At 71.1% G+C, this 13,433-nt stretch carries 12 protein-coding genes; 9 read left to right on the top strand and 3 right to left on the bottom strand.

Annotated elements, in window-relative coordinates; genetic code table 11:
- The first annotated feature begins 156 nt into the window (after positions 1-156).
- Both BUE48_RS20770 and BUE48_RS20765 read left to right on the top strand, forming a co-directional pair.
- Positions 157-774 carry a hypothetical protein gene (locus BUE48_RS20770; protein WP_012854484.1) on the top strand — a complete coding sequence of 206 codons (618 nt, stop codon included), beginning with the start codon at positions 157-159 and terminating at the stop codon, positions 772-774.
- 106 nt (positions 775-880) lie between these two features.
- Positions 881-1,150 (top strand): WXG100 family type VII secretion target, encoded by a 270-nt coding sequence (locus BUE48_RS20765; RefSeq protein WP_286990781.1) that lies wholly within the window; start codon positions 881-883, stop codon positions 1,148-1,150.
- Between the two features lie 12 nt (positions 1,151-1,162).
- Here BUE48_RS20765 and BUE48_RS20760 read toward each other — a convergent pair whose 3' ends face one another.
- Positions 1,163-2,137, bottom strand: a complete 975-nt coding sequence (locus tag BUE48_RS20760; protein ID WP_148233069.1) for a helix-turn-helix transcriptional regulator — start codon at positions 2,135-2,137, stop codon at positions 1,163-1,165.
- Positions 2,138-2,211: 74 nt separating this feature from the next.
- On the opposite strand from BUE48_RS20760, the gene BUE48_RS20755 reads away from it, so the two are divergent.
- The 5 genes from BUE48_RS20755 to BUE48_RS20735 all read left to right on the top strand — a co-directional run bounded on the left by BUE48_RS20755 (position 2,212) and on the right by BUE48_RS20735 (position 9,816).
- The gene (locus BUE48_RS20755) at positions 2,212-3,192 is read left to right on the top strand and encodes an ABC transporter ATP-binding protein (RefSeq protein ID WP_286990856.1); all 981 of its coding nucleotides are present in this window, start codon (positions 2,212-2,214) and stop codon (positions 3,190-3,192) included.
- The gene (locus tag BUE48_RS20750; RefSeq protein ID WP_012854480.1) at positions 3,189-4,001 is read left to right on the top strand and encodes an ABC transporter permease; all 813 of its coding nucleotides are present in this window, start codon (positions 3,189-3,191) and stop codon (positions 3,999-4,001) included. Before BUE48_RS20755 ends, BUE48_RS20750 begins: the two co-directional genes overlap by 4 nt.
- Positions 4,002-4,150: 149 nt before the next feature.
- Complete coding sequence (locus tag BUE48_RS20745) at positions 4,151-4,546, top strand: DUF1330 domain-containing protein (RefSeq protein WP_012854479.1); 396 nt, start codon at positions 4,151-4,153, stop codon at positions 4,544-4,546.
- A 155-nt stretch (positions 4,547-4,701) separates the two neighbouring features.
- Positions 4,702-7,314 carry a serine/threonine-protein kinase gene (locus BUE48_RS20740; RefSeq protein WP_286990780.1) on the top strand — a complete coding sequence of 871 codons (2,613 nt, stop codon included), beginning with the start codon at positions 4,702-4,704 and terminating at the stop codon, positions 7,312-7,314.
- Between the two features lie 348 nt (positions 7,315-7,662).
- Positions 7,663-9,816, top strand: coding sequence for a hypothetical protein (locus tag BUE48_RS20735; RefSeq protein WP_286990779.1), 2,154 nt, complete (start codon positions 7,663-7,665; stop codon positions 9,814-9,816).
- Between the two features lie 194 nt (positions 9,817-10,010).
- Here the strand turns inward: BUE48_RS20735 and BUE48_RS20730 are convergent, their stop codons facing one another.
- Complete coding sequence (locus tag BUE48_RS20730; protein ID WP_286990778.1) at positions 10,011-10,481, bottom strand: GNAT family N-acetyltransferase; 471 nt, start codon at positions 10,479-10,481, stop codon at positions 10,011-10,013.
- 278 nt (positions 10,482-10,759) lie between these two features.
- Positions 10,760-11,146, bottom strand: a complete 387-nt coding sequence (locus BUE48_RS20725) for a group I truncated hemoglobin (RefSeq protein WP_012854475.1) — start codon at positions 11,144-11,146, stop codon at positions 10,760-10,762.
- A 463-nt stretch (positions 11,147-11,609) separates the two neighbouring features.
- Here BUE48_RS20725 and BUE48_RS20720 point away from each other — a divergent pair, with 463 nt between their 5' ends.
- Both BUE48_RS20720 and BUE48_RS20715 read left to right on the top strand, forming a co-directional pair.
- Positions 11,610-12,068 (top strand): CBS domain-containing protein, encoded by a 459-nt coding sequence (locus BUE48_RS20720; RefSeq protein WP_286990777.1) that lies wholly within the window; start codon positions 11,610-11,612, stop codon positions 12,066-12,068.
- Positions 12,069-12,087: 19 nt separating this feature from the next.
- On the top strand, positions 12,088-13,374 hold the full coding sequence (locus tag BUE48_RS20715) for an ArsB/NhaD family transporter (RefSeq protein ID WP_286990776.1): 1,287 nt from the start codon (positions 12,088-12,090) through the stop codon (positions 13,372-13,374).
- Positions 13,375-13,433 lie beyond the last annotated feature (59 nt).

Genomic DNA, 13,433 nt, shown 5'->3' with positions numbered 1-13,433 from the left:
ACAAGGTTGCCCGCGGCGGGTCTTCGGGCCGCGGGTGTATCTTCCGTCTTGGCTAGCGTTTGACCATTCGATGGGGATGAATCGATCGGCGCCATGGGCCGTCGTCTCGGCCGTGGCCGGTGGCGCCGCAGCGTGGTGATCGCAGGAGCCGCCCGGATGCCTCGCCGCCCGACCCGCCTGTGCAAGGCGGCCGGTCCGGCCGTCGTGCTGCTGGCCGCCTGCCTGCTGACGCACTCGTCGGCCGCCGGACCCGCCGGCCCGGTCACGGTGGACGAGGAGACCAAGCAGCAGCTGACCGCCGCCGCCCGCACCATGCTGGAACGCCGCACCGAGGCGCTGGTCCAGCGGTCCCGCACCCGGCCGCTGCCGTCGGAGGTGCTGGGGGTGCGGATCGCGCCGGAGCTGGCCAGGCGGCAGCAGGAGGCGCTGCGCCGGCTGAAGACCCGCAACCGGGCGCCGCTGCCGGGCGGGCCTCCGTTCACGGCGGCGCGCACCCGGCTGGAGGAGGCCACCGTCGTCCACGAAGGCGACCGGATCACGTTGGAGGCCACCGAGTACACCGAGGTGGAGTACGCCACCCCGGCCGGGGAGCGGGCGATGACCCAGCGGGTGCGGCGGCGCTTTGAGTTCGCCACCGAAGGCGGCCGCATCACGCTGGTCGGTGAGCAGGTGGTGGACCCGGACGCCGACCCGATCAACGACCCGGGGGACTACCCGCCGCCTCCGCTCCCGCCGCAGGCTCCGCAGCCGGCGGCGCCGGAGTCGGTGGGCTGAGCGGCGGCCGCTTGTTGCCGCGACCGGTTCGGCCGAACGCCTTCCACATGCGCCGCTCATGCGCGTAAATAGTGATGTCACCGGTGCCGACGGAAGGAACGGGGCAATGAGCGACAGGCGGGGCGCCAACATCGCGGCTCTGGAAGAGCTCTCCCGCATGTTCAGCAAGCACGCCAGGAACCTGGACGCGCTGATCAAGGACCTCAACGGGCGCACGGTGAGCAGCACCGAGATCTGGTGGGGGCCGGGCGCCGACCGTTTCCGCGCCGCCTGGCAGGAGGCCAAGGCCACCTTCGACCGCATGGCGCTGGCCCTGGAGGAGGGCAGCCGGGACATCAAGCGCTCCCAGCAGAACATCGAGGCCGCCACCCGCTGAGGCGGGCGGCCCTCATCCGCCGCCTGCGGGCCGCTCCAGCGAACGGGTCAGGGCCGCGGCCGTGGCGCGCAGCCGCTCCAGCAGCTCGGGCGGCCGGACGACGTGGAAGTCCGCGCCCAGCATGGCCAAGATCATGACCGGCCAGTCCAGGGAGTCGGTGTTCATCTCCAGCCGGCAGGAGTGCTCGCCGGTGGCCTCGACCCTTCCCCAGACGCCCAGGGCGCGCTGCACTCGGGCGGCGGGCGCCTGCACGTCCACCACCACGCGGTGACGGCTGGGAGCGGCGGCCAGCCGGCGGCACACGAACGCGGCGGCGTCCCCTCCGGGGATGGGCCGGGGGCGGAAACGCTCGCCGGCCGGCAGCGGGTCGCCCAGCCGGTCGACCCGGAAGACGCGCCAGTCCAGGCGTTCCAGGTCCCAGGCCACCAGGTACCAGCGCCGGTCCAGGGCGACCAGGCGGTGCGGCTCGACCGTCCGCGCGCTCTGCCGGCCGTCGCGCGCCCGGTAGGCGAAGCGCAGCCGCTCGCCGTCGCGGCAGCACTGGGCCAGCACGGTCAGCGCCTCGGCGTCCACCGCCGGGCCCGCACCGCCCGTGCCGGGTTCGGTGTAGTCCTGCAGCGCCTGGACCCGCCGCCGCAGCCGGGGCGGCATCACCTGGATGACCTTGGCCAGCGCCCGCACCGAGGTCTCCCCGACGCCGGCGCCCACCGCGCCCGCGGCGGCCGAGCGCAGCCCCACCGCGATCGCCACCGCCTCCTCGTCGTCGAGCAGCAGCGGCGGCATCGCCGTCCCCGACCGCAACTGGTAGCCGCCGCCGACCCCGCGTTCGGCGTCGACCGGATACCCCAACTCCCGCAGCCGGTCGATGTCGCGCCGCAGCGTCCGCTCGCTCACCCCCAGCTTCGCGGCCAGCTCCGGCCCCGGCCAGTAGCGGCGGGTCTGCAGCAGGGACAGCAGCCGCAGCATGCGCGCGCTCGTGCTCGCCATGGCCCCATCATGCCGGTCTATTCCGGACAGATATTGACCGGAACCCTCCTTAGCGTGAGGGCATGACCGCACCGATGATCCGCACCCGCGGATTGACCAAGCATTTCGTCGTCAAAAAACAGGTCGTCGAGGCGGTGCGCGGCCTGGACCTGACCGTCGAGGCCGGGGAACTGGTGGCGCTGCTGGGCCCCAACGGGGCCGGCAAATCCACCATGCTGCGCATGCTCACCACCTTGCTGACCCCCACCTCCGGCACGGCCCACGTCGCCGGGCACGACGTGGTGGCCGACCCGCGCGGCGTGCGCGCCCGGATCGGCTATGTCGGCCAGGGCAACGCCGCCGCGCACGGCCAGCGCGGCCGGGACGAGCTGATCAGCCAGGGCCGCGCCTACGGGATGAGCCGCGCGGCGGCCCGCGCCCGGGCGCAGGAGCTGATCGAGTCCCTGGAGCTGACGGAGGTGGCCGACCGGGTGGTCTCGTCGCTGTCGGGCGGCCAGCGCCGCCGGCTGGACATCGCGATGGGGCTGATCCACGCCCCCCGCCTGCTGTTCTTGGACGAGCCGTCCACCGGGCTGGACCCGCAGAACCGGGCCAATCTGGCCGACCACATCCGCCGGCTGCGCGCCGAGCACGGCACCACCGTGGTGCTGACCACCCACTACCTGGATGAGGCCGAGCAGCTGGCCGAACGGGTGCTGGTGATCGACCGCGGCAGGCTGGTCGCCGACGACGCCCCCGAACGCCTCAAGGCCGAGCACGTCGGCGACCTGATCACGCTGACCTTCGACCGCGAGGGCGACGCCCGGCGCGTCGCGGCCGAGCGGCCGGGCCTGCCGGCCGGCGCCCGCCTGGAACGCACCGGCGCGCGCCTGCGGATCCGCGTCGACGGCGGCTCCCGCCTCGTCCCCGGGCTGCTGCGCCGCCTGGAGGACGCGGGCGCCGCGGTGGCCGCCGTGGAGGTCGCCCGCCCCACCCTCGACGACGTCTTCCTCAACCTGACCGGCCGCAGCCTCCGCGAAGAGAACGCCACGACCGCCACCGAGGAGAAGGCATGACCGAACTACAAGAAAGGACCGCCCTCCCCCAGGGGCCCGCGGACGAGGCCGGGACGGTCGTGCGCACCACCATGCTCTCCGACATCGCCGTCGTCTTCACCCGCGAGCTGCGCCCCCTCCTGCGCGACCCGTTCTCGCTGGTGTTCGCGATGGTGCAGCCGCTGTTCTTCCTGGCTTTGTTCGGCCCGCTGCTGCCGGACGGCGTGGGCGGCGGCGCGGCCCTGCAGTGGTTCGTGCCCGGCATCATCGTCATGTCGTGCCTGTTCGCCGGCTCGGCCACCGGCTCCAACCTGCTGTATGAGATGCAGACCGGCTCGCACGAGCGGATGCTGGTCTCCCCGCTGCGCCGGCCCGCCCTGATCGTCGGCCGCGCGCTGAAGGAGATCGTCCCCTCCATCGGGCAGGCGCTGCTCATCATCGCCGTCACCGTCCCGTTCGGTTTCCGCCCCGACCCGCTCGGCACCGTGCCCGCCCTGCTGATCGTGGCGACCTTCACCGTGGGACTGGGCGGCCTGTCGTACGCGCTGGCGCTGGCGTCCAAGAACAAAGAGTCGCTGTTCTGGATCGTCCAGCAGACCTTGCTGTTCCCGCTGCTGCTGCTGGCCGGGATGCTGCTGCCGGTCGATCAGGGACCGGCCTGGCTGCAGGTGCTGTCGAAGTTCAACCCGCTCACCTATGTGGTGGACGCCGAACGCGCCCTCTTCAACGGCGAGCCGGTCTCGGCCACCGTCGCCTACGGCGTCCTGTCGGCCGTGGCCATGGCGCTGGTCGGGCTGCAGGCGGGCATCACCGCCATGCGCCGCGCCTGAGCCCCGGCTTGGGCCGTCCCACAACCGCACGGCGGCCGTCTTGTGCACCGCCCCCGAGGCGGTGGGCAGGCGGCCCCGGCGCGGCGGCGCGGCTCAAGGACGCACTTACACTCGGCGCGTCGTTGCGCTTGGAGGAGCAGGAGACGCCCATGGCCGTGAACCCCACCGGAGAGGCCCTCAAGAAGTTCCTGGAAGAAGACCCCGGCGGCCCGGTGGTCATGCTGAACCTGCTGCGGTTCGCCCCCGGCGGCCGCAAGCCGTACGCCGAGTACGCCCGCGAGGTCGCCAAGCGTTTTTCGGCCCGCTACGGCGTGGAGGTGCTGTACGCCGGGGAGGGCTCCACGGCGCTGGTCGCCGAGGACGGCCAGGCCTGGGACGCGGTGATGCTGGTGCGCTACCCCAGCCGCGAGGCCTTCAGCCGCATGGTCGCCGACCCCGAGTACCGGGAGGTGACGGGGCTGCGGACCCAGGCGCTCACCGAGGCCGTGCTGCAGGCGACGACCCCCTGGAACCCCGGCGCCCGGCCCCGCGAGGACGCCGGCTGACCGCACCGGACCGTCCGTGTCCGGAATCGGCATTTTGCCGTCGGTCCCACCGCGCTGCTGGAATGGTGGTTCACTGAAAACGGCCGCAGGACGACAGGCGGCACCGCCGGCGCCCGGGCGCCGGCATCGGGACGAACGGGCGACGGACGGACGCTATGGCACTGCAACCTCTCCGGCCGGGGGACCCGCCCGTGGTCGGGGGATACCGGCTGCTGGGCCGGCTCGGCGGCGGCGGCATGGGACAGGTGTTCCTGGGACGCTCCCCGGGCGGGCGCCCGGTCGCGGTCAAGCTGGTGCTGCCCGGCCTGTCCGACGATGAGGGCTTCCGCCGCCGCTTCGCCCAGGAGGTGGAGGCGGCCCGCCGGGTCGGCGGCTTCCACACCGCCCAGGTGGTGGACGCCGACCCGACCGCCGACCCGCCCTGGCTGATCACCGCCTATGTGCCCGGCCCGTCGCTGCAGGAGGCGGTCGATGCGCACGGCCCGCTGCCGCTGCACACCGTGCTGCGGCTGGGCGCCGGGCTGGCCGAGGGCCTGGCCGCCATCCACTCCTGCGGGCTGGTGCACCGCGACCTGAAACCGGGCAACGTGATCCTGGCCGCCGACGGCCCGCGGATCATCGACTTCGGCATCGCCCGCGCCGTCGACGCCACCGCGCTGACCGCCGCCGGCTCGGTGATCGGCACCCCCGGTTTCATGTCTCCCGAGCAGGCCCGCGGCGCCACCGACCTCGGCCCGCCCAGCGACGTGTTCTCCCTGGGCTCGGTGCTGGTCTTCGCCGCCTGCGGCCGCGGCCCCTTCGACGGCGATTCGCTCGCCACGGTGGTGCACCGCATCACCTCCGCCGAACCCGACCTGCCCGCCCTCCCGCAGCCGCTGCACGACCTGGTCACCGCCTGCCTGGCCAAGGACCCCGCCGCCCGCCCTTCGGTCTCCCAGGTGCTGGAGCGGCTGTCGGCGGCCTCCCCCCAGGAGACCGCCGGCCCCTGGCTGCCCCCCGCGGTGACCGCCATGATCGCCGAACGGGAGGCCCCCGAGCTCGCCGCTCCGGCGCCCGCTCCCGCCGACTCGCCCGGAACGTTCCCCAAGTCGTTCGGGGCGTCCAGCGGATCGGTCCCGTTCGGGGCGCCCGTGCCGCCGCTTGCCGCACCCTCCGGCGCGGATCCCTCAGCCGGGTCCGCCGCGGCGCCGCTGGAGGCGTCCATGCCGTATGACCGACCCGGGCCGTCCGGAGCATCCGCCCCCCTCGGGGCGCCGTCCGGTCCGCCCGCGCCTTCCGGACCCACCGGGCCGCCGCCCGGGGTGGCCTCTGATCCGTCCGCCTCTTTCGGACCGGGCGAGTCGTCCGGAGCGCCGTTCGAAGCTCCCGCACCGGCTGACCGGCCCGGGGAACCCGCCTCGTTTGGAGCATCCGGTTCGCCCGTGCCGTCCGGTGGGGCGGCCCAGCCGCCGTTCGGGGCGCCTGTGCCGCCTGGGGCGCCCGCCGGGTTCGGCGGGCCTGCGCCGTTGGGGGCGCCCGAGGAGCCTGCGCCCTTCGGGCCGCCACCGGGGCCGTTCGCCTCTTCCGGGGCGCCGCCTGTGCCTGACGGCGCGTCCGGGACGCCGCTGGGGGGTTCCATGCCCGCTGAGCACCCTGGGGCGCCCGGCCCGTTCGGTGGGCCCGCGCCGGTGGAGCCCTCGGCCGGGTCCGCCGGCGCGTCCGGAGCACCGCCGGGAGCCGCTGCGCCGCCCGACCGGTCCGGGATGCCCGGAGCACCCGAGGCGCCCGCGGCGTTCGGGCCGCAGCCTGGGCCGCCTGGATCACCTGCGCCCTTGGGAATGCCGCCGGCGCCCGGTGAGCCGTCTGGGGCTTCCACACCGTCTGAGCAGCCCGGGGCGCCTGCGCCCTTCGGGCCGCCGCTCGCACCCTCCGGAGAGCCCGCGCCTCCCGGAACACCTGGATCTTTCGGGACGTCCGGGGCGGCTCCATGGTCTCCTGCCGGAACGCCTCCCGCGCCGCCGGGCGGCCCGGCCGGACCGTATCCGGGGGCCGCCGGATGGGGACCGGGCGCCGGAGGGTGGCCTCCCGCCGGTCCCGGTGGATGGCAGGGGCCTTACGGCTCCGGGCAGCCCGGTGCCGGGGGAGCCGCTGCCCCCTACGGGGCGGCGACCATCCCGGGCGGCTACGCCGACGCCGCGAAACAGCCCGCCGGACGCGCTAAGACGAAGGTCGCCGTGGCGGGCGCGGCGGCGTTCGCCCTGATCTGCCTGGCCGCCGTGGGGCTGTATGCGGTCTCCTCCGGCTCCGGCGAGGAACCGGCCCCGGTCGCCCGGACGAGCGCGCCGCCGGCCGCTCCCCACAGCGGCGCGGTGAACCCGCCGGCACCCGTCCCTTCGACACAGACGCCGCAGCCTTCGGCGACGCCGCAGGGCCGCAGGAGGGTGGCGGGCCTGCTCGGCCTGTGGGAGGGCACCTACACCTGCACTCAGGGACTGACCGGCATGCGGCTGAGGATCAGGAGGTCCTCCGATAACGGGCTGGAGGCGGTCTTCCGCTTCTTCGCCCATCCGAGCAATCCGGGAGTTCCCTCCGGTGCCTATCTCATGAAGGGCACCTACACCGACGATGGTGTTCTCCGTCTGCAGGGCGAACGCTGGATCAGACGTCCCGCCAACTATCTGATGGTGGACCTGGTCGCCCGGATCCCCGTCAACCGTCCTTCGCGCATCAGCGGCACCATCGAATCCGACGGCTCGTCCTGCACCACCTTCTCCGTCACCCGCCGCTGACCCGCCGGAGAGGGCGCGATCTGGAACGGCCCGTCCCCGCGCCCTCCATCCGGAGCCTCACCGGCCTTTCTGCCATGCCGCCAGAGGGGCGCTCACAGGTGTGGTCGCAGCCGTGATCCGGACGGTACGGCCGGGACGCGGCGCTCCCGGCGGCTGAAATCGTGCGCGGGAAAGCGCGCCGGGCAGGTTGAGGCCGTGCCGACTGCGTGTCTTTGCATCGCCTCTCCGTGTTTCGGGCATTCCGAAATGAGTGTGTTTCTGTCATCCGCAAGTGGGGGCCGTTGATTTTCGGTGCAGGCGGGCGATGGCGCATATCATGCCGTCAGTTCTGGTGATCGCGGAGTGCGCATGCTGAAGCAAAAGTTGCTGCAACGGCGGGTGAAGAAGGAGATATCACAGATCTCCTGGGCCGTGGAATTGCTTCGTTTCGAATATAAGGAGAAAAGTGACGACGAGTCTGTGCACTGGGAGCTGCAAAGGATCAGGCGAGCCATCAGGATCGCCCGTGAAGTAGCGCATGCGAAGGTTCCCTGGAAAAACTACCGGAGCGCTTACACATGGCTGCTGGAGAGTGAGCTGGATAAAGGGGAACGCAAGATGGTGCTTCCCCCCTCACTGGTATCCATACCAGGAGGCATGTGCGCTGAGGTCGCTCTCCGGGACGCCTATAACGCGCTGGCCAGGTTTGAGATCGCCCTGGTGGGAAGATGGGTGAGCAGGCCGCGCCGGCATGGCGGCAAAGATTACACCGTGCCCCCCGAGGCCGCGAGGCTGGACTGGAGCGGCCCGGTCCGTCCGCCGGTGGTCGTGCTCTCCGGTCGGGGCCCGAAGCTTCTGCGGCGGCCTGAGAATCTTCCGCCTTACGTGCTGTACAGAGTCGAGTCCAATGCGGCAGAGCCGATCGCGATACGCGGGCGGCGTCGGCGCATGGGCCGCGGCCGGCGCCTCTACCCGGGGGACCGATACCCCTATCTCAGCATTGACGCCCCTCGCGACGCCGACTGGGAGATCTCCTTTTTCGACGCGCAGTCGCTGGAACGCTTCGGCAGAGAAATCAGCGGGAAGGGGGGTGGATACTTCGTCTACACCGGCCCGAAGGGGTTCGCGCGGTTCGAGCACGACGGCACCGGCTTTGAAGGACAGGTGCCCCACGCTCTTCTCCTCGGCGAGATCATCGAATTCGGCACGGACATGTGCGCGCTCGGCCGGCTTTCCATGGGAGGGTCGGACTTCGTTCCACTGCCCGGCCCGGCGGTGCTGAAGGTCGAGGCGGCCGGCTCGTGGTCGATCCGGGTGGAGCCCATGACGACCGCGATGATCCCGGTCCGCTCCTCGGCGGGCCTGGTGGAGGGCGGGGGAGGAAGAAGCGAGCTGTTCCGCTACACCGGGCCGTCCTGCACCGTCCGCGCCAAGGCCCTCTCCGGTGAGTTCGGCGTCGTCTTCCGGCAGCTCACCGACGACCTGCGCATCGGTCATGAGGTCGGCTTGAACGGGCCGGAAAGCCGGACGTCCGAAAAGCAAGAGGCCACGTTCACGCTGCACCAAAATTCTTTGGTGCAGATTATTTCTGAGGACTCCTCCTGGCGGCTCGAGCACTTTGGGAAAGACCTGGGCGAAGGGGTGAAGATCCCGCTGGCGGTCATCGAGGGGAAGGGCAACAAGGTCGTCCCCATTCCTCCGGAGCTGCCTTATGACTCCATCCTGGAGATCAGGCAGGAAAAGCCCGACGACGTCGCCTGGAGAGTCGGGTTGCGCAAGCTGGGAGAAACCGTGGTCAAGGGGCGCAAGAAGCGCTCCTCCGATAAGGGTTACTTCAACAGTTACGAACTCCACGGAGAAGAGGGCAGGTTCCACTTTGAGCGGCACAGCTCCCTGAACTACCTGTCCGTCACCTCCGATGCCGTCTGGCACCTGGCCTTCTACGAGACCCACGACGCCGTCCTACTGCACCGGAGCGCCACCGGCAAGGAAAGCGAGGTGCTCCTCTACACCGGGCCGCCGGCGATCGCCAAAGTCGCCAACAGCCGAAAGGGCGTGAGGATCAAGGGCTATGACCTCCGCTGGCGCGAGCTGGGAGTGCTCGCCGACACGGTCGAGGCGACCTTCCCGATCAAGGGGCCCATGATCCTCGTCGTCGACGCTCGGTGGAACTGGTCCATCGAAACCCATGGAGAGAGGCGGTACAACCCCGATCGCGACTGGTTCATCGATGTCACCCCCTTGGGGGAGGGCGATCTGCCGGTGCGCTCCTTCGACACGTTCATCGAGAGCGCCAACGATGAGGTCATCGTGTACACCGGTCCTCGCCGTGAGCTCCGCCTCCGCCGCTTCACCTCGGAGAAGTGGGAGGATCTTCAGGTTCATCTCCTCACCGAGGACCTGACCCGCGGCCCCTGCCTGGCCTCCGTGGGGTGGGATCATCGGGAGGCCTCCTTCGTCCTGGAGCCGGGCTCGCTGCTGCACGTGGTGGCCGGGGGCGACCGCTGGAGCATCGGAGCGTGAGCAAGCCTTTTCAACGCACCGTTTCCGCAGGTCGAGACGAGGCCTCGCAGGCGGGGGCGAAGCTGTGCCCTGCAACGTCACGGCATCGGAGACCCTCGAGGCTCCCACCCCCGGGGCCTTGGGCCACGTGTTGAAAAGGGTTCGGTCTTCGGGCGCGCGGCCGCGGGGTGCGCCGCGCGCCCTTCCACGCGGCCTCAGCCGGAGTCTTCCGGGGTGTCGAGGTCCTTGCCGAGGTGGATGCTGCCCGGGGCGCAGGCGTAGTGCCCGAAGGGCGGGACGTCGCCGTAGCCCGCCGACCGGTACAGCGCCACCGCCTCGGGCTGCTTCTCGCCGGTCTCCAGGATGATGCGGCGGTGCCCGGCCCGGCGGGCGGTGTGCTCGAGTTCGGCCAGCAGGCGCCTGGCGTACCCGTTGCCGCGGGCCTGCGGCACCACGTACATGCGCTTGATCTCGACGGTGCCGTTCCCGTGGGAGCGCCAGCCGCCGCACGCCACCGGCTCCCCGTCCCGGTAGCCGACCAGGAACAGCCCGTTCGGCGGGGAGAACTGGGCGGGTTCGACCGGTGTCTCGTCCGGGCCTCCGTACCGCACGACCATCTCCTGCTGAATGCCGTCGATCAGCCGGGCGGCGTCGGGGTGGTCGTAGCCCACTGTCTTGATCTCCATGGCCATCATGCTCGCCCACCGCGGCCGGTGCCCGGGACCGAGCAGACGGTCGTCCCAGGAAATCTCAGCAAGATTGATTTAACGGTCATCTATCATGGCGACTCGTGCGTCCTGTCCGGTGAGGCGCCCGTTGCGCGTGGGACGCCGCCGGCCCGCAGGGCCGCTCACCGGAGCGGGCGCCGCGCGGCCCCGTCGCCGGGTGTGGAGGGGAGATCCGGCGGCGGGGCCGGTTTCCGTGGCGGCCGGGCGCACCGCTCGTCCGGCCGCCACCGGGCGGGTCAGCCGGTGGACGCGGGGACGGTGACGATCTCGTCGGCCAGCGGCGCCACCAGGTTCATGATCTCCTCGATGAGGTCCGCGGGGACGCCGGCGCCGGCCAGCGCGTCCTTCAGATGCCCGGCCACCGCCGCGAAATGCTCGGGGCCGATGCCCAGCCCGGCGTGCGCCTTGCGCATCGAGGCTCCGGTGTAGGTCATCGGCCCGCCCAGGGCCTGGCCGAAGAACTCCACCTGCCGTCCTTTGAGCCGGGGCATGTTCACCGAGGTGAAAAAGCCCTTCAGCAGGGGGTCGTCGAGGATTCTGCGGTAAAGGTCGTCGACCACCGCGATCAGCGCGTCCTCGCCTCCGATGGCCTCGTAGATGGACTGTCGGGGAGTTTCGCTCATAACGCCGTCCTCTCCGCGATGTGGGCTTGCATGTCAGCCCACTGCATCAGCGAGAGGTTTCTTGTGAATCAGCACCGTGAAAACAGAAAGTCACGATGTTCTCACTCTGCGATACCTTCAATGAGAGGACTGCAGGTCACAGGCGGAGGGCTGTGAGGTTTGTCCGTCATGGTGAATACATGCTCCGTAAGTGCCCATATGGGGGTTGTCACCCATACCGGTCGGCTTCCTTGATCGGAAACCCTGTCATGGCAGATCTGTAGACAGCGAGGAAGGAACGCCTGTGAGCAAAGACATCACCGTCTCAACGACCCCCATCCACGACGGGCGCCGGTACGAGCAGTGATGGCCTTGCTCAGCTTCCCCGCCGCGCTGTTCCCGCCCGCTCCGCCCGGCGCATCGGACGCGGAGGCAGGGCGGGCCGCCTGGGTCATCACGAACGTCCACCCCCCGCGAGGACGCCATGCGAGCACGCGACATCGCCATACAGGTGCCGACCGTGGCCGTCGGAGACTCGGTCACCCGGACGGTGCGGGTCATGGCGTTGGGGCGACTGCCCGGACTCATCGTGGTGGACGAACGCCGCCGTCCCCGCATGGTGGTGCCCGGCACCCAGATTCTCCGGATGCTGGTGCCGCGGTCCTACCAGGAGGACCCGGCGCTGGCCCGGACCGTGGACGAGCCGCACGCCGACCTGTTCTGGCGGGAACTGGGCGAGCTCACCATCGGCGACTTCCTGCACGACCAGGACTTCCGCCCGGTCACCGTGCGGGAGGACGCCACGCTGCTGGAAGCCGCGGCGCTCATGGCCCGCCGGCGCACCCCGCTGGTCGTCGTGGTGGACCGGGGCGGGACGATGACCGGCGCCGTCACCTTGGACCGGCTGCTGGGCAGCCTGGCGCTGAGCGCACCGCAGGAGTGAACGGCGGGGGGCGAGGCCGATGAGCGCGACCCTCGCCCTGGCCATCTTCGTCACCGCCTTCTTCTTCATCGCGACCGAGAAGGCCGACAAGGTCAAGGTCGTGCTCATCGCCGCCGGCGCGATGGCGGCGCTGAAGCTCATCCCCGGCGCCGAGGTGTTCTTCTCCGAGCACGAGGGGATCGACTGGAACGTCATCTTCCTGCTGCTCGGCATGATGATCATCGTCGGGATCATCAAGCAGACCGGGGTCTTCGACTATCTGGCGATCTGGGCCGCCAAACGCTCCCGGGGACGTCCCTACCGGCTGATGGTCATGCTCGTGGCCATCACCGCGATCACCTCGCCGTTCCTGGACAACGTGACCACCATCATGCTGGTGGCCCCGGTCACCGTGGTGGTCTGCAACCGGCTGCAGATCCCCGTCCAGCCCTACCTGATCGCCGAGGTGCTGGCCTCCAACATCGGCGGCGCGGCCACGCTGATCGGCGACCCGCCCAACATCATCATCGGCAGCCGCGCCGGGCTGAGCTTCAACGACTTCCTGGTGCACCTGACGCCCATCGTCGTGATCATCTGCGTGGCGTTCGTGCTGCTGGCGTGGGTGCTGTTCCGCAAGTCGTTCCACTACAACCCCGACCGGGTGGCCGAGGTGATGGCCCTGCAGGAACGCCGGGCGATCACCGACCCGGCGCTGCTGGCGCGCTGCCTGGTGGTGCTGGCCCTGGTGATGCTGGGCTTCGGGCTGCACTCGGTGCTGCACATAGAGCCCTCGATCGTCGCCCTGCTGGGGGCGGGCGTGATGATCCTGGTCGCCCGCACCGACATCAACGATGTCCTCGGCGAGGTCGAGTGGCCCACCCTGGTGTTCTTCATGGGCCTGTTCGTGATGGTCGGCGGGCTGGTCCACACCGGGGTCATCGAGACCGCCGGCTCCTGGGCGGTGGAGGCGGTCGGCGACAACTTCTTCGGAGCCGCCACGGCCCTGCTGTTCGGCTCGGCGGTGCTGGGGGCGTTCTTCGACAACATCCCCTACACCGCCACCATGGCGCCCATCGTCGAGGGCCTGGTCGCCGAGGCCCCCGACGCGGCCACCGGGCAGGCCCTGTGGTGGGCCTTCGCCCTGGGCGCCGACTTCAGCGGCAACGGCACCGCCGTCGCCGCCAGCGCCAACGTGGTCGCCATCGGCATCGCCGCCCGCAGCGGTCACCGCATCTCGTTCTGGGAGTTCACCCGGTACGGGATCACCGTCACCCTGCTGACCACCTTCATGGCGTGGGTCTACGTCTACCTGCGCTACTTCGCCTGACGGGCCGGACATGACAGCGCCCGCCTCCCGGATCCGGGAGGCGGGCGCTCGCCGTCTTC

Origin of the sequence: Thermomonospora sp. CIF 1 (assembly GCF_001896795.1) — a bacterium.
In the GTDB taxonomy this organism is placed as follows: domain Bacteria; phylum Actinomycetota; class Actinomycetes; order Streptosporangiales; family Streptosporangiaceae; genus Thermomonospora; species Thermomonospora curvata.
The sequence above is the reverse complement of the archived record's forward strand: the minus strand, read 5'-3'. Positions and strand labels throughout refer to the sequence as shown.

Bases quoted from the DNA above. Each gene is read 5' to 3' on its own strand.
- BUE48_RS20730 (WP_286990778.1), bottom strand. From the start codon at position 10,481: ATGGAGATCAAGACAGTGGGCTACGACCACCCCGACGCCGCCCGGCTG.
- BUE48_RS20760 (WP_148233069.1), bottom strand. From the start codon at position 2,137: ATGGCGAGCACGAGCGCGCGCATGCTGCGGCTGCTGTCCCTGCTGCAG.
- BUE48_RS20750 (WP_012854480.1), top strand. From the start codon at position 3,189: ATGACCGAACTACAAGAAAGGACCGCCCTCCCCCAGGGGCCCGCGGAC.
- BUE48_RS20735 (WP_286990779.1), top strand. From the start codon at position 7,663: ATGCTGAAGCAAAAGTTGCTGCAACGGCGGGTGAAGAAGGAGATATCA.
- BUE48_RS20755 (WP_286990856.1), top strand. From the start codon at position 2,212: ATGATCCGCACCCGCGGATTGACCAAGCATTTCGTCGTCAAAAAACAG.
- BUE48_RS20720 (WP_286990777.1), top strand. From the start codon at position 11,610: ATGCGAGCACGCGACATCGCCATACAGGTGCCGACCGTGGCCGTCGGA.
- BUE48_RS20765 (WP_286990781.1), top strand. From the start codon at position 881: ATGAGCGACAGGCGGGGCGCCAACATCGCGGCTCTGGAAGAGCTCTCC.
- BUE48_RS20770 (WP_012854484.1), top strand. From the start codon at position 157: ATGCCTCGCCGCCCGACCCGCCTGTGCAAGGCGGCCGGTCCGGCCGTC.
- BUE48_RS20745 (WP_012854479.1), top strand. From the start codon at position 4,151: ATGGCCGTGAACCCCACCGGAGAGGCCCTCAAGAAGTTCCTGGAAGAA.
- BUE48_RS20725 (WP_012854475.1), bottom strand. From the start codon at position 11,146: ATGAGCGAAACTCCCCGACAGTCCATCTACGAGGCCATCGGAGGCGAG.
- BUE48_RS20715 (WP_286990776.1), top strand. From the start codon at position 12,088: ATGAGCGCGACCCTCGCCCTGGCCATCTTCGTCACCGCCTTCTTCTTC.
- BUE48_RS20740 (WP_286990780.1), top strand. From the start codon at position 4,702: ATGGCACTGCAACCTCTCCGGCCGGGGGACCCGCCCGTGGTCGGGGGA.